This is a genomic window from Micromonospora sp. NPDC000668 (genome assembly GCF_042897975.1).
In the GTDB taxonomy this organism is placed as follows: Bacteria; Actinomycetota; Actinomycetes; order Mycobacteriales; family Micromonosporaceae; genus Micromonospora.
Genome location: NZ_JBIAYP010000005.1, coordinates 530,765 through 554,803, shown reverse-complemented (window position 1 = coordinate 554,803; position 24,039 = coordinate 530,765). Strand labels below are relative to the sequence as shown.

The 24,039-nt window shown below is 65.1% G+C and carries 20 protein-coding genes, 1 tRNA gene and 1 pseudogene; 10 read left to right on the top strand and 12 right to left on the bottom strand.

What is annotated here, in order from left to right; genetic code table 11:
* Window positions 1-80: 80 nt before the first annotated feature.
* Genes ACFY29_RS27240 through ACFY29_RS27230 form a run of 3 tightly spaced genes read right to left on the bottom strand, consistent with a single transcriptional unit; the run spans window position 81 to window position 1,488 of the window.
* Window positions 81-872, bottom strand: a complete 792-nt coding sequence (locus tag ACFY29_RS27240) for an ABC transporter permease (protein WP_386990739.1) — start codon at window positions 870-872, stop codon at window positions 81-83.
* Window positions 869-1,243 (bottom strand): RRQRL motif-containing zinc-binding protein, encoded by a 375-nt coding sequence (locus ACFY29_RS27235; protein WP_386990737.1) that lies wholly within the window; start codon window positions 1,241-1,243, stop codon window positions 869-871. Before ACFY29_RS27235 ends, ACFY29_RS27240 begins: the two co-directional genes overlap by 4 nt.
* Window positions 1,243-1,488 (bottom strand): DUF6284 family protein, encoded by a 246-nt coding sequence (locus ACFY29_RS27230; RefSeq protein WP_386990735.1) that lies wholly within the window; start codon window positions 1,486-1,488, stop codon window positions 1,243-1,245. Before ACFY29_RS27230 ends, ACFY29_RS27235 begins: the two co-directional genes overlap by 1 nt.
* A 403-nt stretch (window positions 1,489-1,891) precedes the next feature.
* Here ACFY29_RS27230 and ACFY29_RS27225 point away from each other — a divergent pair, with 403 nt between their 5' ends.
* Together ACFY29_RS27225 and ACFY29_RS27220 are read left to right on the top strand one after the other, a co-directional pair.
* Entirely contained in the window at window positions 1,892-2,758 is an 867-nt protein-coding gene (locus tag ACFY29_RS27225; protein WP_386990733.1) for a GntR family transcriptional regulator, read from the top strand.
* A complete protein-coding gene (locus ACFY29_RS27220; RefSeq protein ID WP_386990731.1) occupies window positions 2,755-3,450 on the top strand; it encodes an HAD family hydrolase in 696 nt (231 codons plus the stop codon). The genes ACFY29_RS27225 and ACFY29_RS27220 overlap by 4 nt, the downstream gene beginning before the upstream one ends.
* 1,131 nt (window positions 3,451-4,581) lie before the next feature.
* Here the strand turns inward: ACFY29_RS27220 and ACFY29_RS27215 are convergent.
* Window positions 4,582-5,148: a hypothetical protein gene (locus ACFY29_RS27215; protein ID WP_386990729.1), complete on the bottom strand. Its 567-nt coding sequence runs from the start codon at window positions 5,146-5,148 to the stop codon at window positions 4,582-4,584.
* Window positions 5,149-5,244: 96 nt separating this feature from the next.
* Between ACFY29_RS27215 and ACFY29_RS27210 the strand changes: the two genes are divergently transcribed.
* Together ACFY29_RS27210 and ACFY29_RS27205 are read left to right on the top strand one after the other, a co-directional pair.
* Window positions 5,245-6,390 carry an MrcB family domain-containing protein gene (locus ACFY29_RS27210; protein ID WP_386990727.1) on the top strand — a complete coding sequence of 382 codons (1,146 nt, stop codon included), beginning with the start codon at window positions 5,245-5,247 and terminating at the stop codon, window positions 6,388-6,390.
* Window positions 6,391-6,685: 295 nt separating this feature from the next.
* The gene (locus ACFY29_RS27205; protein ID WP_386990726.1) at window positions 6,686-7,258 is read left to right on the top strand and encodes a hypothetical protein; all 573 of its coding nucleotides are present in this window, start codon (window positions 6,686-6,688) and stop codon (window positions 7,256-7,258) included.
* A gap of 325 nt (window positions 7,259-7,583) precedes the next feature.
* Here ACFY29_RS27205 and ACFY29_RS27200 read toward each other — a convergent pair whose 3' ends face one another.
* Together ACFY29_RS27200 and ACFY29_RS27195 are read right to left on the bottom strand one after the other, a co-directional pair.
* Entirely contained in the window at window positions 7,584-7,967 is a 384-nt protein-coding gene (locus ACFY29_RS27200) for a hypothetical protein (protein WP_386990725.1), read from the bottom strand.
* A gap of 67 nt (window positions 7,968-8,034) precedes the next feature.
* Window positions 8,035-9,363, bottom strand: coding sequence for an AAA family ATPase (locus ACFY29_RS27195; RefSeq protein ID WP_386990724.1), 1,329 nt, complete (start codon window positions 9,361-9,363; stop codon window positions 8,035-8,037).
* An 855-nt stretch (window positions 9,364-10,218) separates the two neighbouring features.
* Between ACFY29_RS27195 and ACFY29_RS27190 the strand changes: the two genes are divergently transcribed.
* Window positions 10,219-10,479: a hypothetical protein gene (locus ACFY29_RS27190; protein ID WP_386990722.1), complete on the top strand. Its 261-nt coding sequence runs from the start codon at window positions 10,219-10,221 to the stop codon at window positions 10,477-10,479.
* A gap of 746 nt (window positions 10,480-11,225) precedes the next feature.
* On the opposite strand, the gene ACFY29_RS27185 is transcribed toward ACFY29_RS27190, so the two are convergent.
* A complete protein-coding gene (locus ACFY29_RS27185; RefSeq protein WP_386990720.1) occupies window positions 11,226-12,401 on the bottom strand; it encodes a hypothetical protein in 1,176 nt (391 codons plus the stop codon).
* 469 nt (window positions 12,402-12,870) lie between these two features.
* On the opposite strand from ACFY29_RS27185, the gene ACFY29_RS27180 reads away from it, so the two are divergent.
* The 4 genes from ACFY29_RS27180 (at window position 12,871) to ACFY29_RS27165 (ending at window position 16,695) form a co-directional block, all read left to right on the top strand.
* Window positions 12,871-12,992 (top strand) — tRNA-OTHER (locus ACFY29_RS27180).
* A 601-nt stretch (window positions 12,993-13,593) separates the two neighbouring features.
* Window positions 13,594-14,124, top strand: a complete 531-nt coding sequence (locus ACFY29_RS27175; RefSeq protein WP_386990718.1) for a hypothetical protein — start codon at window positions 13,594-13,596, stop codon at window positions 14,122-14,124.
* A gap of 1,163 nt (window positions 14,125-15,287) precedes the next feature.
* Entirely contained in the window at window positions 15,288-15,764 is a 477-nt protein-coding gene (locus ACFY29_RS27170) for a YcxB family protein (RefSeq protein WP_386990716.1), read from the top strand.
* 343 nt (window positions 15,765-16,107) lie between these two features.
* Entirely contained in the window at window positions 16,108-16,695 is a 588-nt protein-coding gene (locus ACFY29_RS27165) for a hypothetical protein (protein WP_386990714.1), read from the top strand.
* Here ACFY29_RS27165 and ACFY29_RS27160 read toward each other — a convergent pair.
* Both ACFY29_RS27160 and ACFY29_RS27155 read right to left on the bottom strand, forming a co-directional pair.
* On the bottom strand, window positions 16,665-17,009 hold the full coding sequence (locus ACFY29_RS27160; RefSeq protein ID WP_386990712.1) for a hypothetical protein: 345 nt from the start codon (window positions 17,007-17,009) through the stop codon (window positions 16,665-16,667). The genes ACFY29_RS27165 and ACFY29_RS27160 overlap by 31 nt on opposite strands.
* 2,248 nt (window positions 17,010-19,257) lie before the next feature.
* Window positions 19,258-20,238: pseudogene (locus tag ACFY29_RS27155) on the bottom strand (tyrosine-type recombinase/integrase); the annotation flags it as partial.
* A gap of 160 nt (window positions 20,239-20,398) precedes the next feature.
* On the opposite strand from ACFY29_RS27155, the gene ACFY29_RS27150 reads away from it, so the two are divergent.
* A complete protein-coding gene (locus ACFY29_RS27150; RefSeq protein WP_386990710.1) occupies window positions 20,399-20,593 on the top strand; it encodes a hypothetical protein in 195 nt (64 codons plus the stop codon).
* Between the two features lie 56 nt (window positions 20,594-20,649).
* Here ACFY29_RS27150 and ACFY29_RS27145 read toward each other — a convergent pair whose 3' ends face one another.
* The 3 genes from ACFY29_RS27145 to ACFY29_RS27135 all read right to left on the bottom strand — a co-directional run bounded on the left by ACFY29_RS27145 (window position 20,650) and on the right by ACFY29_RS27135 (window position 23,719).
* The gene (locus tag ACFY29_RS27145; RefSeq protein ID WP_386990709.1) at window positions 20,650-21,828 is read right to left on the bottom strand and encodes a low temperature requirement protein A; all 1,179 of its coding nucleotides are present in this window, start codon (window positions 21,826-21,828) and stop codon (window positions 20,650-20,652) included.
* A gap of 451 nt (window positions 21,829-22,279) precedes the next feature.
* A complete protein-coding gene (locus tag ACFY29_RS27140) occupies window positions 22,280-22,480 on the bottom strand; it encodes a helix-turn-helix domain-containing protein (RefSeq protein ID WP_386990707.1) in 201 nt (66 codons plus the stop codon).
* A gap of 483 nt (window positions 22,481-22,963) precedes the next feature.
* The gene (locus ACFY29_RS27135) at window positions 22,964-23,719 is read right to left on the bottom strand and encodes a restriction endonuclease (protein WP_386990705.1); all 756 of its coding nucleotides are present in this window, start codon (window positions 23,717-23,719) and stop codon (window positions 22,964-22,966) included.
* Between the last annotated feature and the right edge of the window lie 320 nt (window positions 23,720-24,039).

Genomic DNA, 24,039 nt, shown 5'->3' with positions numbered 1-24,039 from the left:
TCCAAATGGTTTCGTGCCGGATGGGTGAGACCGGCGGCGCGGCGCAGGTTGGAAGCCAGGGGCCGCGCCGCCGGGCGGCGCTAGTCGTGGTTGCGAACGAGGTGCGCGAGGGCGGCACCCATGCCGAGCACCGCGACCGGGAGGCAGGCCACGGCGGTGGTGATCCACCACGGGGCCGAGGTGACCCCGGCGGCCTCCAACAGGTGATAGGCGACCTGACCGAGCGCGCCGATCGCGAGGGAACCGAGGGCGGACCACTTGGCAAATCGGCGTGCCCGCTCGGGCACCCGACCGGACAGCCACACGTAGAGCGCGTACGCGCCGTACGTCTCCACCCCGATCGGGAGCGTGATCGCGCTGTTGATGGAGAAGCTGTCCCAGATCCCGGGTAGCGGGTGCACGATGCCGAACCCGGTGAGTCCGCCGAGGCCGACCCACCCGGACCAGATCGCGACGAAAGCCGGCAGGGCCAGCAGCACCACCGGCCACACCACCGCCGACCGGGCCGGCGCGGGCGGTGCGGGCGTGTCCGGGCGACTGACCGTGCTGGCCTCGACCAGCGGGGCGGGCGGCGTGATCTCCGGCGCGGGCGTCGGGTCCGGTACGACCGGCGGCGCGGGCTCGGGTGCGGCCGGTGCGGGTGCCGGGTCCGGGGTGGCCGGGTCGGTGGTGTCGGCCGGCGGTGCGGCGGGCTCGGCCTTGAGCAGGGCGAGCAGTTCGCCGGCCTTCGGTGCGCCGATGCGGAACTCCCGCATGAGCCGGTTGCGCGACGGGAACACCTCCCCGTCCGGCAGTTCCAGGTCCCGGGCGGCGGGCAACAGGTCTTCGATCGGTTGCGGGTAGCGGGTGCCGTTGATGGTGGGGGCGGTCATGCTGCGTCCTCCTGGGGGAAGGCGCACGCGAGGCATTCGCCCAGCGAGCGCGGGATGAAGTAAGGCCGAACCGTGTGGCAGGTGCGGCAGGTCCGGCGGGCCGTGAGGGCCTTGCCGATGGCGGCGCGCTGCGCGGGGGTCGCGGTGCGCTTCGGCGCGGCCAGGTCGACCCGGTACAGGTAGGCGGTGCGGGTGCCACCGACGCCGCGCCAGAGCACCTGAGCGGCGACGGGTTGACCACCGGGACGCAGGCCGGCGGCGGTCAGTTGACGGCGGGTGGCGTAGCCGGGCGGGGCACCCTTCCACCAGTAGGTGGGGATGCCGTACCGCGCCCCGTCCGGATCGAAGTAGGCGGCGCGGATACGCGACATCAGGCAGCGCGGCGCGGGTCGGTGCGGGCGGTCGTCTCGGTGGCGGCGCGGATGACACGGGCCTCGGCCCGGCGCAGCCGCCGCCAGTCCAGCGGCGACGGGCCGCCGTGGTCCTCGGCGTAGAGCATCGCGATCTCGGCGTCCAGCAGGTCCAGTTCGGCCGCGATCAGCGGCCACTCCGCGTCGATCGCGGCCAGGTCGGCGGCGGTCGGTTCGGCGGTGACAAGGGCGAGGTGCGTGCGCACGGGGGGGAACCTCCGGTGAGTCGATGAAGTGGGGGAAAGCCGGGGCGCGACCAGAACGGCCGCACCCCGGGCGAACAGAACGAGAGGCAGAAGCAACCGCGCGCCAGATCCGGCCCGCTCGCCCCGCTCGCCCGGGATCTACCGAGGTCGGCCACCGTGTGGCTCAAGGCGGGGATGCCGCAGACGGATCTACGCGGCGCTTCTGCTGTGAAGTTCTCAATGAACGACCACACGACCGGCCCGTGAGCGCGCAGCGCAATGCGCCACCTTCCCCGGCTTCCGCTCGACTTGCCGCGCCTGGCTAGCCAAGTGCGACGAGATGAACGTAGGCCGGCTTGGCTAGTCAGGTCAAGAGGGTGCGGCGAACTTTCCTGACTTGGCTAGTCAGCGCTACCGTGGGCGGGTGAGCGAGAACCTTGACTTCCTCGGCGAGCTGGACCCCGACGACCCCAAACAGGCCTCGCAGCAGATCGCGAACAAGCTTCGGGCCGCCATCCTCACGCGTCGACTCGCGCCCGGCGACAAGCTGCCGTCGCAGCCCGAGCTAGCCACCCGCTACGGAGTGGCGCGAGAGACGGTCAAGCGAGCCTTGGACCTGCTCCGGGCGGAACGCCTGATCGTGTCCCGGCAGGGCAGCGGCGCGTTCGTCCGCGCGCAAACACAGCGAGCGGTTGAACTGCGCCCGCACATCGAAGCCTCGTTCGACCGACCTAACGTCACCATCGACTTCGCCGGATTCTCCGGTGAGACGCTGCGCGACGCGCTCGCCGAAGCACTCGACAAGGTGCGCGTCGGCAGGCTCGCCCCGGAGACGATCGCCGTGCGGGTCCTAGTTTCCGACATGGCTGTGCCGATGGCGCTGCCGTCACGGGCCGAGACGCAGGCGGACGACCCAGCAGTGCGCGAACGCGCGGAGCGGATCACCCGCCGGGCGGTGGACGGCATCGTTGATCAGGTGGCCGAGCTAGGCGACCTCGGCCTAATCCGGTCCGCCACGGTTGATGTGCGGATGCATCGGGCATCTCCGCTGTTCAAGCTCTACATCTTGAACGGTGAAGAGGTCTTCTACGGCTTCTACCCGGTCGTTGAGCGAACCGTCTCGATCAAGGGTGAGCCCATGGCGATCTACGACCTCATGGGCAAGGACGTGCCGCTGTTCCACTACGCGGTAACCGACGACGACACCTCGCACGGAACGCAGTTCGTGGAGGCGTCCCGCCAGTGGTTCGACTCAGTGTGGTCGACCATCGCCTACCGGTACGACGGATGAACGCCGGCCTCGGCCGGCTGCTCGGCGAGGTCGGCGCGGTGCTGCTCGACTTCGACGGCCCCGTATGCAGCATCTTCGCCGGATACCCGGCGCCGCAGGTTGCCGCCGAGTTGGTCGATGTGCTGCGGCGGCACGACGTTGACGTGCCGCCGGATCTCGCTAACGAGCCGGACCCGCTTGAGGTGCTGCGTCGCACCGCGGCGGCCGGCGACCACGACATCATGCAGGCCGTGGAGAATGCGCTCTGCGCGGCCGAGCGCCGGGCCGTCGAGACTGCTGAACCGACGCCGTACGCTCGGGAGGTCATCGTGGCAGCCCGGCAGGCGGGGATGTCGGTGGCGGTGGTCAGCAACAACTCGGCCGGCGCGGTGAACGCCTACTTGGCAGCGCACCGGCTCGCCGTGTACATCTCACCGGTGGTCGGCCGGGCGTACGCCGATCCAGTCCGCATGAAGCCGAACCCGGAACCGATCCTGCAAGCCGCGCGTGTCGTCCACGAGCCGGCGCACAGGTGCGTACTGATCGGCGACTCGCTTTCGGACATTGAGGGGGCGAGGGCGGCCGGAGTGCGGGCGATTGGCTACGCGAATCGGCCTGCCAAGGTCGAGACAATGCGGACCGTTGGGGCGGATGTGGTAATCACGAGCATGGGCGAGATAGCCAGAATTTTGATCGGGGGCATGGATGATTGAAAGGCCGGATAGCAGCGATGGATGAGCGGGCCACTATGGCGCCGGCTGCCGCTCAAGAAGCAACGGTCGGCGAATCTGTCGAACCAGCGTCTAGAAGATTAGGGTGGCCGCAAGCGAATCACGACGTACCCGCCATATTCGTTGATCCGCACACTTCCGCCAATCCTGCAAGGCGCCCGACTGTAAGTCCCTCCGGAACCCCTTGAAGGCTACTGGTCATCCGACCTGAGGAACTTTTCCAATATCTCCCCGTCCCACAACCCCGTGCATCCTTGTCTGCAGTGGAAGCATTCGAGGGTGGTCACTTCCCGCGGAACTGCGCCACGCATCATCTGGCCGATTCGTGCGGGCTCTAGGGCGATTGCTTGAATCCGAGCCAACGGGTCGCGCGGCCTAAGCACGGTCGAAATCTCGTGAAGATCTGCCTCTCGGACAAGCGCCGCAGCGTACGTCTCGATGACGTCTCCCGGTCGGTGTTCCTTGCAGTTGGTCGAGCCGCATGGGCATCTTTCGCCGTCAGTAACAACGACTCTGTACATTCTATCCGGTAGGTGCTCGCATTCTGATATATCTTCGCCACACAAGGAGCAGAGTCTGGCAGCGGTGAATCCAACGGATTTGCCGACCCGGAGGTGCGAGATTACCACCGGGCACCGCCACACCCAATGGCCGTCTTCGAGCTCGATGTGGCAGCCGAAATGCCAGGACACGAAGGCCCCGATTTCGTGGATCAGGCGGTGAGCGTCACTTGCCAGCGGCAGGTCTTCCAAGAAGTTGAGGGCGTTTACGGCATGGCTCAACGCGCTTCGCGCTAAGCCCTCCGACTCTCTTCGTTTGCCCGCGCACCCCAAGGGAGGGGTAGATGGCACGCCACCGTAGATCCACCAAGGGGCTTTCGGGCTCTCTAACGCATGAGGATGCCGTGCGCAAGCCACTGCGTCTACGGCGTTGCTGAATAGCCGCTTTGCAGAAACCAGTTCAGCTGCTCCCTCTCGAAGGAGAATGCGTTGACGGAGGGGCCCGTCAGGAGGTGGAATTTCGACGTCATAACGCACTGCCAATGCATGAACGGTCCCGGCGAAGAGTAGAAGGGAAACGGCCACCTCCCCGCTGGTCATGCGACGATAGTTCTTAGTCACGGCTGTTCGTTTCGCCCTCGCCTGTCTCCCGAGGCGGGGGTATGACCCCCGCGGCTCCAGGCGAACTCTCGGCGGCAGCTCGAACGATTGCCTCGACTCGCTCCAATGCCAGGTCAGCCGGCCCTTCGATTCTTTGCCAGGTTGTAGATGAACCGTCGGCGTTCTTGGTGATCCCCATCGCGATCACGACCTTTTGGGTCGACGCCCTAGAGGTCTTTAGTTGGGTTCGCAGCATTGAGGTAAAATACTTGATGCCGTCCCATGCTGCGCTGCTTGCTAGATTGAGTAGTACACCGAGAAGCAGGGCGCCGGTAGCACTGAAGTTGCTCTGATAAAGTCTTCCGCGCTCACCGCTGACAAATTGTGCGTCGACGCCATTAGCGCGAAGTGTTTTGGCTGCATGCAATAACTGCGCGTCGTATATCGTTGCGCCATTCTCTATGCGCTGAGGAAGCAGGGTGAGCGTGGGGAGTTCGCTTTGCACGAGGGGCAGCACTATATCCAGCCAGCGCTGATCGACCTGCTCAACCGTTACTTCCTCATAGCCATGGGGGTTCATGGGATTGATGCTACCGCCTTCCATCGACCCGCTTGTGGACCCGCTCGTCCCGGACGGGCACGCGTTGTTGCGGGAATCCCTCTAGGATCCGTTGCCATGGATCTGGGGGAAGCGCTGCGCGGCGTTCGACTGAAGGCCTACGTTCACTCGCACGGGAGGGATCAGCCTGCGCAGCAGCATCTACAGGCGGTCCGGCGTGAGTTGCCGGCGCTCGTGCCGTCGGGCATGAAGGTACTTGCCAGCGGCGCCGGCCAGAGCTTGCCCGTGGTGCCGTGGATCGCCGTCCTCGACAGCAACGTGACCACGACGGCACAGGAAGGGCTCTACGTCGTCTACCTATACCGGCAGGATCTCTCGCGGGTCTACCTGAGCATGAACCAGGGCGCGACGCAGCATCAGCGGAACGCCGGCGAGGCGGGGCTAACCGGCGTAGCGCAGGATCGGGCAGCTCTGGCCGAGCTTCGGGCGGAGGCGGCTCTGCTGCGCAAGCACCTCAGCGATGAGGCGTTGGCCGGCCTGACAAAGGCTATCGAGCTTGGGGCACCGCGGAATCGCTTCCTGCCTTGCGGCTACGAAGAGGGCAACATTGCCGCGATCGAGTACGACCCGGCGCAGTTGCCGGACGAGGGCACGTTGCAAGCTGACCTCAGTCGCTTCCTCGCGCTGTACGCGACGTGCGTCGAGATCAAGAGCGAGATCCTGGCGACCGACCCGGGCCTCATCAAGACGACGGCCGGCTCCGACAAGGCCAAGCCCAAGTTCAAGCCCAAGCCGCCTGCGTTCCGCCCCAAGACACCTGCCGAGTACCGCGCGCAATTGAAGGCGTATGTCCAAGACCGCAAACCACGCCATGAGGCTCTGCTGAACGACTTCGCCAAGCAAGCCAAGGCCGCCGGACTCGTCCCAGCTAACAATGCTCACCCCTGCGACCTCACAGTCACTGGCCAGGGCAACCACTGGCTAGTTGAGGTGAAGACGGTAGGCGCAAACGCGGAGCACGCAGTCCGAGACGCGATCGGGCAACTCTTCTCCTACCGGCACTTCTGCTACCGCGAGAACGACCGCCCCGACCCATCCCTGGTAGCGCTGTTCTCCGAGCCCGTGGGCGAAGCGCTGGTAGATCTCATCGTGTCCTTGGGTATCGAAGCCGTCTGGCGACAGGGCGCCCAGTGGTACGGCCGTGCTGCTGTCGGCGCCGGTAGCCTTCTGGCCGCCGCCACACCCTCGACCGCTCCCGCCTAGAACACGGGTACACCGTGGGCTGCGGCAGCTAGGCCCCCGACTGACAACCAAGGTTGTCGCTGTACTGGCCCTGGGCGCCGTGGACACCCTGCTACCCCGCCCGACTCCCTTCCTTTCTGCCTCGAGGAAGAAGAGCTGCGGATCAATTCCCCCTCACCGTAGGTCCGAGCCTGCGATGCGGCCACGCAACCGGCGAGGTGAGGCCGGCCGGCATCCGGCAGCCGGGTCACCGCCACAAGTTGCACGTTCGCTGCACGCCGCCCAGTACCTTGCGCATCCCCGTTACCGTGGCCCCGTGCTGCTGACCCCCGTGCCGCTAGCCGTCGATTGGCAGCAAGTATCGGATCAAGCGACGGTCCTTGGGGTCTTTGTCGCCCTCGCCGTGGGCCTTGCAACGACCGTCGTCATGATCCGCCAGGAGAAGGTTACGAGGAAGGGCCAGCAGCTTCAGTCGGAATACGCGACCGCTGCCGCTGAGCGGGCAGAGTCGGCTGCTCGGCTGACCGAGGAGTACACGCGCCGGGTCGTTGAGGCGCTAGAAACGATGGCCGCTCGCCCAGCGGGAGCTGAACTGGTGATCGCCGCACCCCGCGTCCGCTGGTCTCTCGAGCACCACGACGGCGATAAGTACCTACTCACGAACATCGGAGATGCAGCCGCACACAGTGTGCGAATCAGTGCTGACAAGTCACTCGATTTGGTGAAGCCTACTGATGGGCACAACGTCGACGCCGGCGAGGCGTTGGGCTTCATGGCAGTTCCCACGATGGCCACCCGCGACTTCACGATCACCGTGGAATGGTTCGACCTTTCGACCGCTCAGAAACGGACGTGGAGGTACCCCCTCCCCACGGGCCGCCGGAGGTGACCTGCCATCCCGCCTGCCGCTGACCCACACCTCGGCGGAGCGGGCCAGGGCCAGGGCGACAAGGTGTAGGGCCGCCTACCGGAGGAACGACCTTGGCCCGTCCTACGAGGCCGAACGGCCTCTGACTGCCCGACGAGGAGACTCGCCAGGCGCGCTACTACAGAAGTACAACAAGGTCCGGCCATCTACGATGGACGGACGGAGCCAAGGTCGTTCGTCCGGCAGGGCGCTCCACCTTGTCCCCGTCCGGGGAGGCTGGACGGTCTACGACTGCCCGACGAGAAGATCCGCTTAAGGCCGCGCGCGGTTGACGTTGACCAAGAGGTCATCCCCAGTCGATAGAAGATGTCGGCTGGCCGCTTCTTATGGGCTGAATTAGCTCGCTGGCACTTCTCAGACGAATGCGAAGACTTTTGAGCTTCCGCGTCTCTTGAGTCTTGATGCCGTTGTGGATGAGAGCTGGCGCAAACTTCGCGCTTGCAGCACCTAACAGGAGGTCCGCCACGTTGGCGCCGTTTTGTAGTTGATCTCCCACACTTCCTGCTCGAAAAGAGCCGCTCTTCAACTCTAAAGTGGCGACGTGTAGCGAGCCGCCTCGTGGTTCCCAGAAAAGGATGAAGTCGCAGAGTTTACTGCTATAGCCATGATGGGCCTGATATTTGGTTCCCGATAGGCAAAGCCACTGCCGGTTATCGGCCGGCAGCAGCATTTTGCAGCCGCTGTCTTCGGCGCGCAGAACGGCGCAGCAATCTAAGTGTCCGATACGTTGGAGAGCCCTAGTCCTCCGGATCATCGCTCAGCCTCTTGTCGAGGGCAACAGTCTGTGCATACAGGTACTCGGCTACCTCGGAGAATGAGTCCTCCGGGATCCCCTCCCGTGGATCGATCGATAGTTCCACTACTTGGGTGCCGTCATCGCCTGGACGAAAGAGGTAGGCTGCGACATTCTTGGCGGAAAGCCGGGTATCTCGATCCAGGCCGATCTTCTCGGATCCGGAGCCTTTCACGTTGGCGGCAACCACAGCATTGTTGATCTGCTGAAGGAAAAATTCACTGTGGGTGGTTGTCGCGATTGCCAAGCCCGCATTAGCCAGCCGAGCTAATGTCCTCGCAAACGCGACTTGAGCCCGAGGGTGCAGATGCGCCTCTGGTTCCTCGATCATCAGGAGGTCGCCGCGTTGCATAAGCTGACGCAGGTATAGAACAACAGGAGCCAGTTCCGACACCATGGAAGACGTTCGGCTTAGTGGGAACTCCCCATCGTTGGATAGGTAGACGGGCTCAAGGTAGTGCCCGGAGGGGTCCTCCTTCATCTCGATGGACCCATGCAGAATTTCCTGCTCTAATCTAGCTGCATGCTCGGGGAACTGGCCGAGTGGCCGAACCCCCATTTCCACCATCTCGCCTAGGAAGTCTGCAACGATTCCACTAACGGCGGGGATTCGCATTTCGCGAATGCCGGCCCAGGAAGACTCTCTGACAATTGAGCCTGCAAGCGCCTTCTGTGACTGCATCAGGCCTGATCGAGCTGCGGGCATATACCGCGTATGGCGCGGGAAATCACTGAAGCAAGCTCGGATCACTTCAATGGACAAGTCCCTGAGTACCTGGCTGGCTGTGGTACGGGCGAGCCGCCGGGAACGGTTACGGAACCTTTGCCACCCTGTTTTATCGACTCGATTCCACGCGTCTTGAAGGGCTGGAGGAGTAACCACGGACTTGACGCCAGAAGCGAGGATCCGCAGTTCGAGACCCCAGGTTGGATTTTCGCTTGTCACGATAATTGCGGTTCGGCTTCCGCGCTTGTTAGTCCGGCGAAGGCCTGGAAGTGGTGTTCCGGCGGCCCGCGTCAACTGTTCGCTAAACACTTCGGCGTAGAGACGGAAAGAGACGTCGATCTGGTCCTGCAACATCTCCTGCGCCTGCGCTGGGAGCGCTGAGAGCTCAGGCTTTCTGCTGACGGTGAGGGCCTCCATCAGCGCGGCCGAGAACTCGATATTGTCCTCGTTCGTCTTAGAGCTGGGGTATCGGATGGCGCGCGTTAGCTCAAACGGAACGGCAGCTCCGAACTGTGCGAGCGCCGCGTAGAGCACAGTCAGGACCACCGACTTGCCACTATTGTTGGGGCCAATGAGAACTGTTAGTGGCTCTACCCTGATCGTCGCTGATCGAACGGGCCCGACGTTCGCAATCGAAACTTCCACCTTTTCACCAATCTTCGAGCACCTAGCGGCCTAGTTCCAGGCCGAAGGTGGCGCGAGACCTAATCATTGCACCAGTTGCCACGGCATAGGGCTCGGCGACACCTGGCGGCGGCCGTCCCGTCCGCAGGGCTCTACCTGCGGTCACCGAAGTTGGGCAGCTACCTTGAGGCGTCACCGCACCTCAGCCTCTACGCGGGGCAGGCTGGGCGGATCCTGCAAATCAGCAACACCCGCCGACCCAGGTGCTGATCTTCCAAGGTGGGTCCGTGGAGTGCCGTTTCGGGGCCGGCGGTCGTAGAGGTGGCCGCCAGGCCAGGACGCAGCCGGACTTGGCAAGTTTCAAGCTGACGCCTTGGGAGCCACCGGCGCGGACTGGACCGGGGGGCCGAACCGATCGAGTTGCCGAGTGTTCGAGGACCACGTCCAGACGGACGGAGGTCGGGCGCGCGGCCGGCAGCAGTCCTCACTTGGTGCTCAAGACGTCGGACCGCGACCACCGACGCTGAGAGATGCCGAGAGGCATTTCTGCACGTCACGCCAGTCGAGGCCAGGTAACCATCGGTCGCCAACTTGATCTCGTAATGCGTAGGTCGCTTGTGCCATCCACGTGCCAGTAGCCCGTACCCCTGACGGTCACGAGAGGGCACGAGCGGTCTACACGTCCTGTGCCTGACCTGGCCCACTAGGTCCTTGTCGGCCGTGATCTTCGCCCTTGCAAACTGAAGCTGCCGAGTCGGTTGGTCTTACCATCCCCACGTGGAAGACGACGACAGCAGCGGGCACATCTGGCGCGAAGAGGTGGCGAAGAGATTGCCGCTGGTTCACGACGCCCAGGCGCTCGGCCGGCTGATCGAGCACGACCACGACCCGCCGGAGATCGCGTACTACGAAGCGTTCGCGGGCCCGGAGGCGCAGGCGCTGGACGATGCACAGCGGTCCTATGCCGGGCAGTACCTCCGCAGGTTGCGGCGGCTTGACGAGCGACGCAGGCACGCCAGGAGCGACCGCGAGGACTGACGGCTGTACAGCCATCCGTACAGCCAAGCCGGCCGACATGCGTGGGTGACGGGCGACGGCCATCGACAAGCCGAGCAGGTCAGCTGCGCTCACCTACGCTGGCCGACAGCCGTCTTGATCTTTGCAAAGCCGGGGGAGCGCAGCGTGCCCGTACGTGCCGATGGGGCAGGTGCCGAGGGTCAACGGCGGTCAACTCCTGGACGTGCGAGCCAGCATGGCGACACAGGTCAAGCCAGGTCATGCCAAGCAGTTTCGGCCCGTGTCCACATTTCCTAAACCGCGTGCTGCGGCCGCCAAGCGTGTCAGTGTCCGGGGACCAGGCAGGGACCACACGGCATGCGCGATGGTGGGCGGCATGCGGCCGACCGCACGGCCTGATCTTGGGGATAGCGTGCGTGACGTGTGTGGACGTGTGGCGAAGCGTCCTGGGGGTCGTGTGGTCTAGTGACCTGTTTACGTACGACCGTTCAAGGCGGCCCGCTTCGCAGGCCGCTCGCGCCGCCGACCAGGGCCGGACGCAAGGTCCGCCGCCGACGCCTGCCGCTTCGCTCACGGCGTCGCCGGTAGAGCCCGCCCGCGGCGCGACATGTGACGAAGCCCCGGGCCGCTGGTTACAACGGTTCCGGGGTTTCGGAGGAATAGCGCGAGCAATACGCCGTGCCGGGTGACTTCGCGGGTCGCGGGGGAGAGGGGCACGAGCAGATAGGAGCAGGCGCTCAGGATCCGGGATGGGTGACCCGATGCAGCTAGGGGGACGGGCGAAAAGGCCCTAGCTCCCAGACTCGCGCTACCGGAAGCAGAAAGTTCGGTATTTCGCCGCCGAGATCAGGAGACAGGTCGCCGTCATAAACGATTTCGCCGCGCCGTCGCCGGAAAATTTCGATTACTTCGCTCAGTCGGCCATCCTTGGTCATCGCCGTTACTGTAATGGCCTCCATCCGGTTCGGGCGGTCCCTCGCAGGCTTCACGTTCGGTGTCCTGAGGTCTTCCCCTGGTTCGACATCGGCAACCCATTGCTCGCCGACCAAGACGATGCCATCGCCCCCACTCTTCCTTACCTCTTCAGCGAAGCGTCGAAGCGCCAGACGCTTTGAGTTCTGATCCGGGAACAGCATTGGAAAGTGAGCGGCCACTTGGTCACCGATCATGATGTACGCGAATGTAAGATGCGACTTGTCTACGCTCAGTACCCGCTTTGCGATTGCCAACAGGCCGGGAACACGGGCAATCGCATCACCGCTCACCGATCCGAAATCGACCCCGTACCTCTCGGCGGCGGCCTGATGCGATTCGCTGCTTACGTTGAAAGGAGCGCGAATCTCGGCGATCTCATAACCGGTCTTGAGGTCGACATGCAACAGGCGATTTTCGTCGGATGAGTCCATGCAGACCGGCTGCCCGTGGGCGTCAGCGGTTACACAACTCGGGGTGCGGGGGGCCAGGTTACATGCTGAGACCCCCGCTTTTCTATGTGCAGTTTGAACTACTTGCGTAAGGTGACCGTAAGCGCGAGAGGTTGCATCAAGCAGTTCCCAGTCCGGCAGCAGTTGGTCAACCCAGCGACGGTTCACCGAGATCGTCCCTTCGGGCGCGATGGCATTTCGGGTCAGGATGGCCCTCAAGATATCGCGATTACGGAATCGCGGGGGAAAATTGAAGGTGTTCTCGTATTCATGCGTCCAGTCGCGGGAAACTCTCACCCGTGCTTCGCTGTAGATTTCAAGGTCCGCCTCCTTTACTATCCGGTTGCGCGCCTTTACCACCCATGTCATTACGGGGTCGCTCTTAACGGAGCTTTGCCAGTCGCCGTACCAAGACTGGAATTCCGGCAAGGAGTTTTTCTGTTTCTGCAATAGCCATGTGACGTTTCGTAGATTCTGGACCAGCGCGTTCAAGTTCAACCGGAACCCCTCGGGGTCCATGTAAGCACCCGCCGTCATGTGCCAGTGCACATGGCAATCCATAAGGCGCTTGTGAGCGTCCTTGATCGGACAGGGAACTGGCTGACGATCGGCTGAATCGGGGGAGCTGGGCGAAGGTACGGGCATCCACCGAGGGTAGAGAGTTCCGAGACTGTGTGGCGCTAGCCGTACAGCCAAGAAGTACAGCGACCGACCAGACCACAGCGGACCGGAGAAGGCTGGACACGCCGCCTGACCTCGTATGCGCCCGCATCCGACCGCCTTGCGTGAACTTGACACGGAAGCGGTCAGGCGGGGCGTTGGATGCCTGACCCCTGCGTGACCTCAACCCGTCGCAAGAACCGCACGCCCAGCAAGTCCAGCAGGGTGGCCGAGCCGAGGTCGCGCATGGTGGCCGAGGGGCGGCACGGGTCCTCTTAATCCGCTGGTCTACTGGGGACCAGCCGGGGACCACACGTTGTCAGCGATCCGGAACGTGCCGCAGTCCTTGACACGTCAGACGGAGGCGGTCATCGCGCTTGACGTGCGCAAACGGGGTACTCCAACGTCCTGGGGGTCAAGGGGTCGTCGGTTCGAATCCGGCCGTCCCGACGCAGGTGAGAGGGCTGATCCGGAAATTGGGTCGGCTCTTTCGCCGTTTTGGGGACCAAGATCAGTCAAGTTGGAGTGGCCTGGCGCTGCTTGACCGTCGGTCAAGCTTCAGCGGCCAGTGCGGCCAGTGTGGTTGATTGCCGAATTCTTCTCTTGCTGTATCAAGGCGGCCCGCAACGCGGGCCGCGCCGGCCCGGCCCCGGCCTGCTGGCGACCTCCGGCCGGCATCGGCCGGGCCGGCCGGCCACGCTGACGAGCCACGAAAAACCATCCGACGTCAGGCGGGACGATCGCGGAGCAGGGTGGCCACCGTCGAGGCTGGGGCGATCGGCTGCCGCGCAGCGGAGCTGCTTGCCCTCGAAGTCATCGGGCTCGGGTCCGCGGTCGCTGCGACGAGGACCAGGGCGTCACTCATCCCCCGCGTGCCCGATCCTCTACGCCATCCACCCGGCGTCAAGGGCGCTACGCGTCGGCAAGCCGATGGCCTTCGGCCACCCTTGACCCCGACCGGATACCGCAGACTGTGGCACCTATGCGGGGGATGGGGGCAGTGTGGCGTCCGTCAACGCGGACCGTGCGGACTGGAACAGGAGGTGACGACGTGCAAAGTTTCGCTGACCAGGTCATCGAACTGCTCGGCGTCTCGGCGAGACAGGTCCCGTATTCCTGGGAAGCAGCCGAATCGGCTATCGGGGTAGGGGTGCCCGACGACTACAAGTCGTTGATCGGCCGAACCGGACCCATCATCGTTGACCAGTGGCTCTGTCTCTTCGGTCCCGACAGCGGCAATCGGAACTCTGATATCGCGCTTCTGGTCCAAGAGCGTGAGCGTGCCTGGGCCGAGTTCCGCGAGGCTGGAATTGAGTTGCCAGGCAAGTACTTCGCGGCAGGAAGCAGACTGCTTGCGTTCGCAGCTGTCGAGGCCAACTACTTCTTCTGGCACGCTCGGCCAGGGGTCGTGCCGGAGGACTGGGGCGTCGTCATCGTCGACGCGGACCTTGAAGAGTGGTATGAGCCCGACATGTCGGCGACCGAATGCATCTACAGAGTGCTAGTGGGAGAGATCGAGTTGGACCCGTTCGAGGATCTGTTCGGGGGCCTCGAGCATCGTGTCGAGACCTTCCCTGGCTGAACTACGCAGAGCAGCCGTCGGGCCATCCACGGGCCAGTAACCGTGGCGCACAGCGGTCACGAGCGGGCACGAGACGCAACCGGGCCGACCGCCACCCACAGGCGTTTCGGGCTTCGCGACCGCTTGAGCACGCTCTTCCAAACTGGCGGTGCGGCCGAGTGGTTCGCCACGAAGTCACGACTTCAGCAAGCGGCGGATATTCTCGGCCTCTGCTCGCGCGGCCTCCGCCTCCCTGGCGGCCTGGTTGCGGTCCGACTCGAAGAGGAGTTGCCGAGACAGGAAGCTCAGGCACTCCGACATCCGCTCCCGCCATAGGGCTAGCTCTTCGGTTGGCTTGTCCCCAGCGGGCTGTTCAGCCTGAGTAGCACGAAGGCGCCGCAACGCGTCCTTGAGGTCGGGAGGTAGGGACACAGCGCCATCATGCCCGTCTTCTTGCGTGCAGAGTAGGTGCAACGACCTTGTTGGGCTGATGTGGTGGTAACCGTGACGCTGGTGCAGCTCAGGAAGCAGGCGGCGGAGTAGCGAGCTGAGGTTTCCTAAACCGTGTGCGGTTCTGGGGACCACGCAGGGACCACACGTTGCGCCCGATAGTGGACGATGCGCGGTCAGGTGCACGGCTTGATCATGGGCATAGCGTGTGTGACGTGCGTGGACGTGTGGCGAGTCGTCCTGGGGGTCAAGGGGTCGTCGGTTCGAATCCGGCCGTCCCGACGCAGGTGAGAGGGCTGATCCGGAAATCGGGTCGGCTCTTTCCCCGTTTTGGGGACCAAGATCAGTCAAGTTGGAGTGGCCTGGCGCTGCTTGACCGTCGGTCAAGCTTCAGCGGCCAGCGCGGCCAGTGTGGTCGATTGCCGAATTCTTCTCTCGCTGTATCAAGGCGGGCCGCGCCGGGCCGGCCGCACCAGAAAGGCACTGCGTTGTCTGACGATGGTGTGTGATCCTGCTGCCGTGGAAGTCTGGGATCACGACGGCAAGCTCTACGAGGTCAACTCTGGACTACAGCCTGCCCGACGACGCGTGGCAGTACGAGCTGGTCGGACTGTCCGGAGCACCGCTACGAGCAGGTGCGCGACGTAGGCGTGTCAGTGCTTCGGCCTGCTCGTAAGATGCCGGGCAGTCGGAACGCATGTGGCGCGACGCCCGGACGGAGCAAGGAGAACGAGGTGCATATTGAGGGCCGCGCGGCGCTGGACTATCCCGCCTACCGGCGACTGGTGTGGGTGTCCGGCAAGGGGCGGCTGCTGAAGTTGTGGGTGGCCGTCCTCCTGATGGCGATCGGCGGGCTGCTCCTGTCGCCGGTGGCTGGCGTGGTGCTGCTCATCGTGTTCCTGGTCGCAGTCCCGCTCTTCTTCGAGCTCTCGTTGCGGCGCGTCTGGCGGCGGCTGGCAGCCGATGGGCCGGCTATGGAGGTCGGGTACGAGCTGACTGACGAGGGGATGAGGGTGTGCCTCGGCGGTGTCTCGACGCAGCACCGTTGGGAGTCCTTGCGGCCCCTGCAGCAGACGACCCGCTACTGGCTGTTCCAGGGCCTCCTGTCCCGACGGGCGATCGCAGTACCGAGAGACGCCTTCAGCTCCGACGCACGCGGCGAGGTCGACGCCGTGTTCGCCGGGCTACACTCACGTCCGCTGCCCGCCTGATCTTTGCAAGGGCGGGGGTTGGCGATCGGTTCCGGCCGGCGGTCGCGGCGAGCACCGGGCATGCCATTAGCGTGCCGTTGGGCGAGGACAACAGGGGCCAGCCGAGGCCACGAGTGACTGCCGAAACCAGGCCGTCAAGGCGGTGGCCTGGCGGAGATCGACAATTCCCAAGCTGACAGTCAGCCGCACAAGCCGGTGGCCGTGACGGGCCATCCATGGGCCAGTAACTGTGGCGCGCAGCGGTCACGAAGGGGCACGAAAGGTAACCAGCTCCACCGCAGCCCGCAGGCGTTTCGGGCATCACGACCGCTTGAGCGCGCTCTTCCAAACTGAAGGTGTGAGTATGCGGTTGATCGACTTGGTGGAGCGCCTAGACCAGTTCCCCGATGAGGCGACGGTCTACGCCGGCCGACCCTGGTCCCCGGAGGCACGCGCGGCGGCTGTGGTGGACGATGAGAACCAGCGGTCTGACTACCTGCTTGAAGTCAGCCTGGCGCGTGAGGTGCTTGAGGTCTGGTCGGCGTGGCGCGGTGGCCGAACACCAAGCCCAGCCGAGGCGTGCGCCGCCGTAATCCACTACGCGGAATGGGACGCCTACTTGCCGGTGTCAGAGACCTGGGCTTCGCCGTTCCCGAGGTCGACCAGGCTGCCGCCGCTGGTGCCAGTCCGCATCCCGCGCCGCGACCGCCTCGTTCGGGCGGTTGGCGACGGCGTTCAGGTCGTCACCGACCAGGCCCCCGTACAGTCCAGCGTTATCGACGCCGAGGCGTGCCCGAGCTTCCGCTGCACAGCCTTGACGTTCGCGCCCGCCGCCACGGCCAGACTCGCCGCCGTGTGCCGAAGATCGTCACGAGGGTTCCTCCGCTCGCCCGGTTTGGTCGCGGTCCAGGCTTCAGGTGTTCACCGGCCCACGGGCGCTGGGCTTCCATAAGCCATGACACGCAGGAAGACCACCACGATCAACAGAGGAACGATCACCCCGCCCACCATCCCGACGCCGAGGGGCCTGCGGCGTCGGCTGACGCAAAGCACCGCACCGGTGATCAGGAAAGCGGCCAGAACGCAGGGCGACAGCATGATGTAGAAGAACCCGGTGTAGGCGGCGGCGCTGTCTGGTCCTGGGTCCGGGTCTGCCCTCTGCTCGGCACCGGCCTGGGCAGCGGCGAAGTAGACGTACGCGCCGCATGCGATGTATCCGAGAACAGATACGAAGAATCCGCCGGCTACCTTCGCCCACGTAGGCATTGACAGAGTATGACCCGAGCCGGCCGGGCCGACCGCCCCGGGCACAGCCGGCAGTATGCCAGGGGCGGTGCCCACGAGTGACCGTCCGAACGTCTGACCACGGACGACACCGGATCGAGTATGAAAAGCGAGCACGAGGTTGTACAGCCTTGCGTACAGCCAAGACGGCCGATGGTCGGGGATAAGAAGCGGCGGCAGCCGACAAACCGAGCAGGTCAACCGCAGCAGCCGACGCGAGCCGACATACCGCATGATCTTTGCAAGGCCGGGGCCGGGTCCGGGGCCCGTTGCGTTCCCGATTGGACGGTCGGCGGGAGTCAGCTGCGGTCAGGTTCGGTGCAGGGGACCAGGGCGGGTAGCGCAGGCCAAGCCTGGTGATGGACCCGCGATGCGGCAGCGTATCGACACGTCCTAAACCGGGGGCTGCCGTCGCCAGGTTCCGACATCTGGGGACCAGGCGGGGACCACACGTGGTGCGCGATGCTAAGCGGTGCGCCGTCGGGAGCACGCCTTGATCATGGGGATAGCGTGTGTGACGTGCATGGACGTGTGGCGAATCGTCCTGGGGGTCAAGGGGTCGTCGGTTCGAATCCGGCCGTCCCGACGCAGGTCAGAGGGCTGATCCGGAAATCGGGTCGGCCTTTTGCCGTTTTGGGGACCAAGATCAGTCAAGTTGGAGCGTGCCTAGCGCTGCTTGACCGTTGGTCAAGTTTCAGGTGGCTACCCGGGTCATTTGCCGAATTGTTCGTTCTCTGGATCAAGGCGGCCCGCAAGCGGGCCGCGCCGGACGCGCTCGGCCTGCTGGCGGCGCAAGCGCCGGCATCGGCCGGCGCGCCGGCCGGTTGCAGGCTGCGCCAAGGACACGAACCGATGCCTCCGGCGGGGATCTTCGACAGAGATGGGGCCGCCCACCTCCACCGCGAGTCCGGGCGAAGCCGAACAGACCTGTCCCCCGGTGTCAACACGGTGGATCGTTGTGTTGACACCGGGGGACAGGCCCGTTCCACGATGTGCGGACTCACGGCGGAGATGGGCTCTAAGGCGCTTCGGCCAACCGCGCTTAAGCTTCTGCCGTGACAGAGCCAGATCCACCACTACGACACCTGAGCACGAACGAGGCCGGCGTCCTGGAAGCACTTCTCCGCCACAACTTCGCAGGTGCTGAGGAACTCCGCGTGCAAGCGCGAGACGTCATGGCCCGCCCGGGATGCGGGTGTGGATGCGGGACCATCCACCTCTTTCCACAAGGCAAGAACCTTCCCGCCTCACCGGCACAGACTCCGGTACGCGTACAAGGGCAGTTTCCCGATCAAGAAGGGCAGTGGTTCGGAGGCATCTTGCTCTTCCTTGCCAGCGGGCAGCTCGCGGAGCTGGAGCTCCACTCGTTCGGTGACCCGTTGCCCATGCCAGAACCCGATCAGGTGCTCTGGTTCCTGAGAACCGGCGAAAGCACCTGTACTCCACTGCCCAGCCAGCCGGAGTGACGGCGGGCAGGAGATCAGTGATCCGAGAGGCGCGTACCGCAGGACAGCCAGCAATGCCGGGCGACCCGAGGGCAGCAGGGCGTGCCCGCTCCGTGCCCGATGGGACGGGAGCCGAGGGTCAACGGCGGTCAGCTCCTGGACGCGACAGCGAGCGTGGCAACGCAGGTCAAGCCAGGCCGCTGCCGAGCGGCTTACGCCCACGCCAACACTTCCTAAACCGTGTGGCTGTACAGCCATCCGTACAGCCAAACCGACAGATCGAGCCGGACATCAGTGGACGCGGGTCGACGGGGCGAGCAGTTCAGCCGCAGTAGCCGACGTCGGCCGACAGCAGTCTTGATCTTTGCAAGGCCGTGCCCGTGCCCGTGCCCGTTGCGTGCCCGATTGGACGGTCGGCGGGAGTCAGCTGCGGTCAGGTTCGGTGCAGGGGACCAGGGCGGGTAGCGCAGGCCAAGCCTGGTGATGGACCCGCGATGCGGCAGCGTATCGACACGTCCTAAACCGGAGGCTGCCGTCGCCAGGTTCCGACATCTGGGGACCAGGCGGGGACCACACGTGGTGCGCGATGCTAAGCGGTGCGCCGTCGGGAGCACGCCTTGATCACGGGCATAGCGTGTGTGACGTGCATGGACGTGTGGCGAATCGTCCTGGGGGTCAAGGGGTCGTCGGTTCGAATCCGGCCGTCCCGACGCAGGTCAGAGGCCATTCGGAATCTTCCGGATGGCCATTTCTGATCTTGTACACCAGCGAAGTACAGCAACGGCTCATTGATCGAGGCTTTCGCCGAGTCTCCGCAGGGCTTCGCGGGTCGTCTTGGACGAGACCTGGCTGTAGATCTCCATCATGATCGAGAAGTCCGCGTGCCGCAGGTTCGCCATCGCGACCCGAGGGTGCACGTCCAGGTCGACCAGCAGCGAACCGCAGGTGCGGCGGGCGTCGTGAACGGTGATCTTTCGGATGCCAGCGCGGGCGATGCGGCTGTCGTAGGAGCGGTTGAAGTTGCGGGGTTCGACCGGCAGTCCGTAGCGGGTCGTGAAGATCATGCCGGTGTCGTGCCAGACATCGCCCGCTTTCTCGCGTGCGGCCTGCTGTTGTTGGTAGCGGTGCCGCAGTGCGGCGACGCAGATCGCCGGCAGCGGTCGGGGAGCGTCGGACTCCTCGGTCTTGGTGGCCCGGTGCAGCAGTTGGCCGCGTACCCGCTGGAGCTGCTTGTCGATGACGAGGCTGATGTCGTGGTTGTCGCGGCAGTGCTCGCAGAACTTCTCGCCGTGGGTGGTGCACGGCTTCTGCCAGCCGTCCCAGTTGATGTGGTCCCAGGTGAGGCCGAGGACTTCTCCCTTGCGTAAGCCGAGCACGAGGACCAGGACGTAGGCGGCGTAGAGGTAATCGTCGTCGTCGCGGGAGGCCTCCAGGAATGCCCGAGCTTCCTCGCTGCTCCACGACTTGCCCTTGCGGTTGCGGATCGGTGGGAGCTTCACAAGGGCCGCGACGTTCTTTGCGACCAGTTCCTCCACTTCGGCCTGAGACAGCGCCGAGCGGAGGACGGCGCGGATTCCCTTGACGGTGCGAGCCGCGGGGAGGTCCTGGCAGCATCGGCCAACCGCGCAGCACTTGCGGCTCTTCGGTGGCCGGCGATCGTCTTTCCCCTGGGCGCAGCACTGGCAGGTCTTCGCGACCTTGTTGAGCCAGGTCTGAACGTCTCGTACCGACAGCCGCCCGTCGAGTCGTTTAGTGCCGAGGCCGGGGTGGTCCGGCGGGGCGGGCGTCGCGGATGTGGGCGGTCTCGGCCGTGGTGAGGGGGTCGGGCAGGCTGTGTAGCAGGACACCATCGGCGGTGATCTGCATGAGGCCGCGGTCGAGGCGGACGGTGACACGCCTGCCGGCGAAGTGGTAGCCGACGGGGTGTTGCCAGCCGGCGAGGCCGATCAGGCCGGTGGCGTTGACGAGCCGTTCGACCTCGCTCGGGGCGCCGGCCTGGATGGGCCCGGTGGCGATCGGTGGTGGTCCGGCCGGGACGGCGTCGTCGGCGAGGAGCTGGTGCAGGTGGCCGGGGGTGAGCCGGGACGGGACGGTCTTGAGTCGGACGCCGTCGCTGACTGATGGCCAAGGCTCGGGGATATTGCTGGTCTTTCACGGTATGGGGTGTGGGTGGGTAATCATCTGGCACCTGCGGTCGGCTGCCACATGATGCGTTCGTAGCAGACGAGGGCGGCGAGGACAGCGGTGATCACGCCGAAGGCGCCGAGGGCGGGCAGGCTCCGGGCGACGGGAAGCAGTGCGAGCATGATGCCGGCCGCGACGATTTGGGCGCGTGGGGTGTGTCCGACGGTGAAACGGAGGAACAGGCCCCGGCCGATGAGGTAGACGACCGGGCCGCCGAACAGGGCTGCTGTGGAGGTCCAATCCAGCGGCGCCCCGGCAGGATGCTGCGACGGGTGGTGGGCCAGGTGCTCGAGGACGAGTTCGATGCCCAGGGCCAGGTAGATGATCCCGGCGATGAGCGGGAAGTGGGCCAGGCTGTAGGCGTTGATGGCAGGCCGGACGCGGTCCTGGTCGGGGAGGCGCGCCAGGGCCTGTCCGGCCGGTGCGGCGGCGTTCTCGAAGTACAGCCACCACAGGGCCGTGGCAATGGCCACGGCGAGCAGTGCGGCGATCAGGACCGGCCAGCGGGTGACCGCCGATCCGGCGCCGGCGCCCACCGCGATCAGCGACTCGCCCAGGGCGATAATCAGTAACAGGCCATGCCGGTCGCACAGGTGGCTAGCACTGCGCAACCGAAATCGCTCTCTGCTGAACACCGAGACGCACGCGGTACCGAGGCAGTCGATGAGGAACGCTGCGGCCCACAACAGCGTTTGTGTGGCCCCGCCGAGCACCGCCCCGAGCAGCAGCGGAATCCAGCCCCCCGCGATCGGGATGGCATAGCGGAAGCCGGGCGCCGGGATTCGCGGGTTAACGACGGCCACGTGCCAATTGAGTAGGTAAAACACGATCCGGATCACGATGTACGCCACCGCCACCGTCAGCGCTTCGGACACCGTCCACCTGCCGTGCCCCCACGCGTACGGGATGATCAAGCCGGCCACCAACATTGCGGCCATCACCACGACCAGCCCGGCGCGGACCAGGCCCACGTCGGCGCGGACCCGGTTGGCCAGCCAGGCGAAGGTAGTGAAGGGCCACCACAGCAGCATCAGGAACACCAGGCCCTGCACCAGGACGAGCGGCGTCGGCGACCCTGCCATGAACGTGGCCACGCGGATGAAGGCGAACGCGAACACCAGGTCGAAGAAGACCTCAAACGGGGTAGTGCGTTGGGCCTCGCCAATCGGCACCGGTCGCCGAATCCCCAAGATATGCCCCATAGGCGCATCTTCCTACTCAACCGGCCGATACGGACCCGGACGCCTAATATGGTGCCAGTCCACCAGCGGTCCACAGCCGAGACGTTCCCAGCGGTTCGGGCGATCTCCGTCGTCGACGCACCGCCTGGACTTCCAGCACCACGCGATTCCGCTGCTCCGTCGCGGCAAACTCCACCAGCACACGGCGCACTGTCACGCAGGTTCTGCAATCAGACAGGCTGGCTGCCGGCGATGTCGGGTCTCCGGACGTCTGTGACAGATCAGTCTCGGGACGTGGGTGACACGTCCGGCTAGACGATCTTTTACGGCTCAGGCTACAAGTCCTGGCGAATGCCCTGGGTGGGGCTGGATTCCGACTGTTATGGAGCTGCTTGGTCAGGCGGTGCATCGGTTGGCGTGGGGTGGATGCCGAACTTTTCGATCATGAACCGCCCAGAACAGGGGGCGAGGAGCGCGGCCGGCTGGATCGGTCGGCAAGCCCTTCCAGGCCCTCGTCCTGATACCAGGCCAGCCAGCGGTGCACCGCTTGGCGGGAGACTTCGAACCGTTCGGCGACGTCCGTGACCGTGGATCCGGCAAGCACGTCGTGGACGGCTCGATACCGCTGTTCCATCACGCTCATCTCCACCACACTCGGCGGAGTGTCACGTAGGTCCTGATACCGATGCGTCATGCAGGTCCCGAGACTGGACACGTTGGCCATCTGTCGGTTGTGAGAACTTTCTGTACGAGATCAAGGCGGCCCGCGTCGCGGGCCGCTCGCGCCGCCGAACCTGGGCCGGGCCGATGGCCCGCCGCCGCGCCTCTGGCCTTCGGCCGCCAGCGCGTCGGTGATAGCCCGCCGGCGGCGCGACATACGACGAAGCCCCGGGCCGCCATGAGTACGGGCAGTTCCGGGGCTTCGGTGTTGGTTGGTACAAGGGCAGTGCCTCCGGCGGGGTCCTCGGGCACTCCGGGATGGTGGCGCCATCCCGACACCCTCCGTCCGGGCAGAGCCGAGCGGGCAGGACCTGCCCGGTCAAGGTCGTTCAGACGGTGGGTGCTCCACCTTGACCGGGCAGGCCCCACCCGCTCCACGGTGTGCGGACGAAGGCCGACGGGATGGCTAGCGGGCGTTGCGGGCGAGGGCCCGCGCCAAGAGGCCATCGTCTCGAGAGTCATTCCAGGTAATGGCCTCGACGCCGTCTCCGGTGGGTGACAACGCTGCATTGAAGGCCCGAGCGTCGTCGGATAGCGGAGCATTCGTGACTAGCAGGAAGCCGCCATCGAAGCCAGACCATCGGGCCTTAGCGGCTGCAAGCTCGATGTCTCTCGCTCCCAGTGATCCCCGGCGACGTAGTTTGACTTGGACGTTAACCTTCCCGGTGCCCACCTGGACGCGGGCATCGACGCCTTTGTCCCCGGGGCCGGGCCGGTGAGTAGGGTCGATCGAGGCTCCGGTTCGCCGCATTGCGTCGATGACTGCGGCCTCGTAGACCTGCTCTGGAGGCAGGCTCACCTGATGGGTGATTGTCTCTACGGCCTCGGCAACTGCCGCGGCGACCTCCGGAGGCTGCTCCTGCGCTGCCCTCTCGACTGCGCGTGCAGCTCGCCGTTGGACAGCGGCAAGCTCGATGCTGCTGTCACCGTGCCCGAAGCGGCGGAGCGGTGTTCCCTGCACTCCAACCAGCAAGAGAACTGCACCGATGAGGAGCAGGATTGCTGTCCCTGCTTGGTTGTCGGAAGAAAAGACTGCCCAACCGCCGGTGCCAGTGCCAGCGAGCCCGAAGATGATGGCAGCTATGCGAGTGCGGGTGGAGAGGCCGTCAGGGGACTCTTTGTCTTCGTCGTGGGAAGCTGGCTCTCCAGTCGGTTCGGTCACGGCTGCCCACCCTAGCTACGCGATGCAAGGCACTCAGTTCCACCTGAGGAGTCGGGCAAGGACGGCGGGGGAGAGAGTTTGGATCGGGTGGTGGTAGCTCGTGCGGATGCAGCGGTACAGCAGCGATGTACAGCAACCGACGGCACCGAGTGGAACCACGGTGACCACCATCAGACCGTCGACCAGCGGTGGGAGCCAAACGGGGCCGTATTGCCGATCTCTGGGGGTCAAGGGGTCGTCGGTTCGAATCCGGCCGTCCCGACAGCGAGAGGGTTTCCACAGGTCAGAGCCTGTGGAAGCCCTCTTTTTCGTGTTCAAGG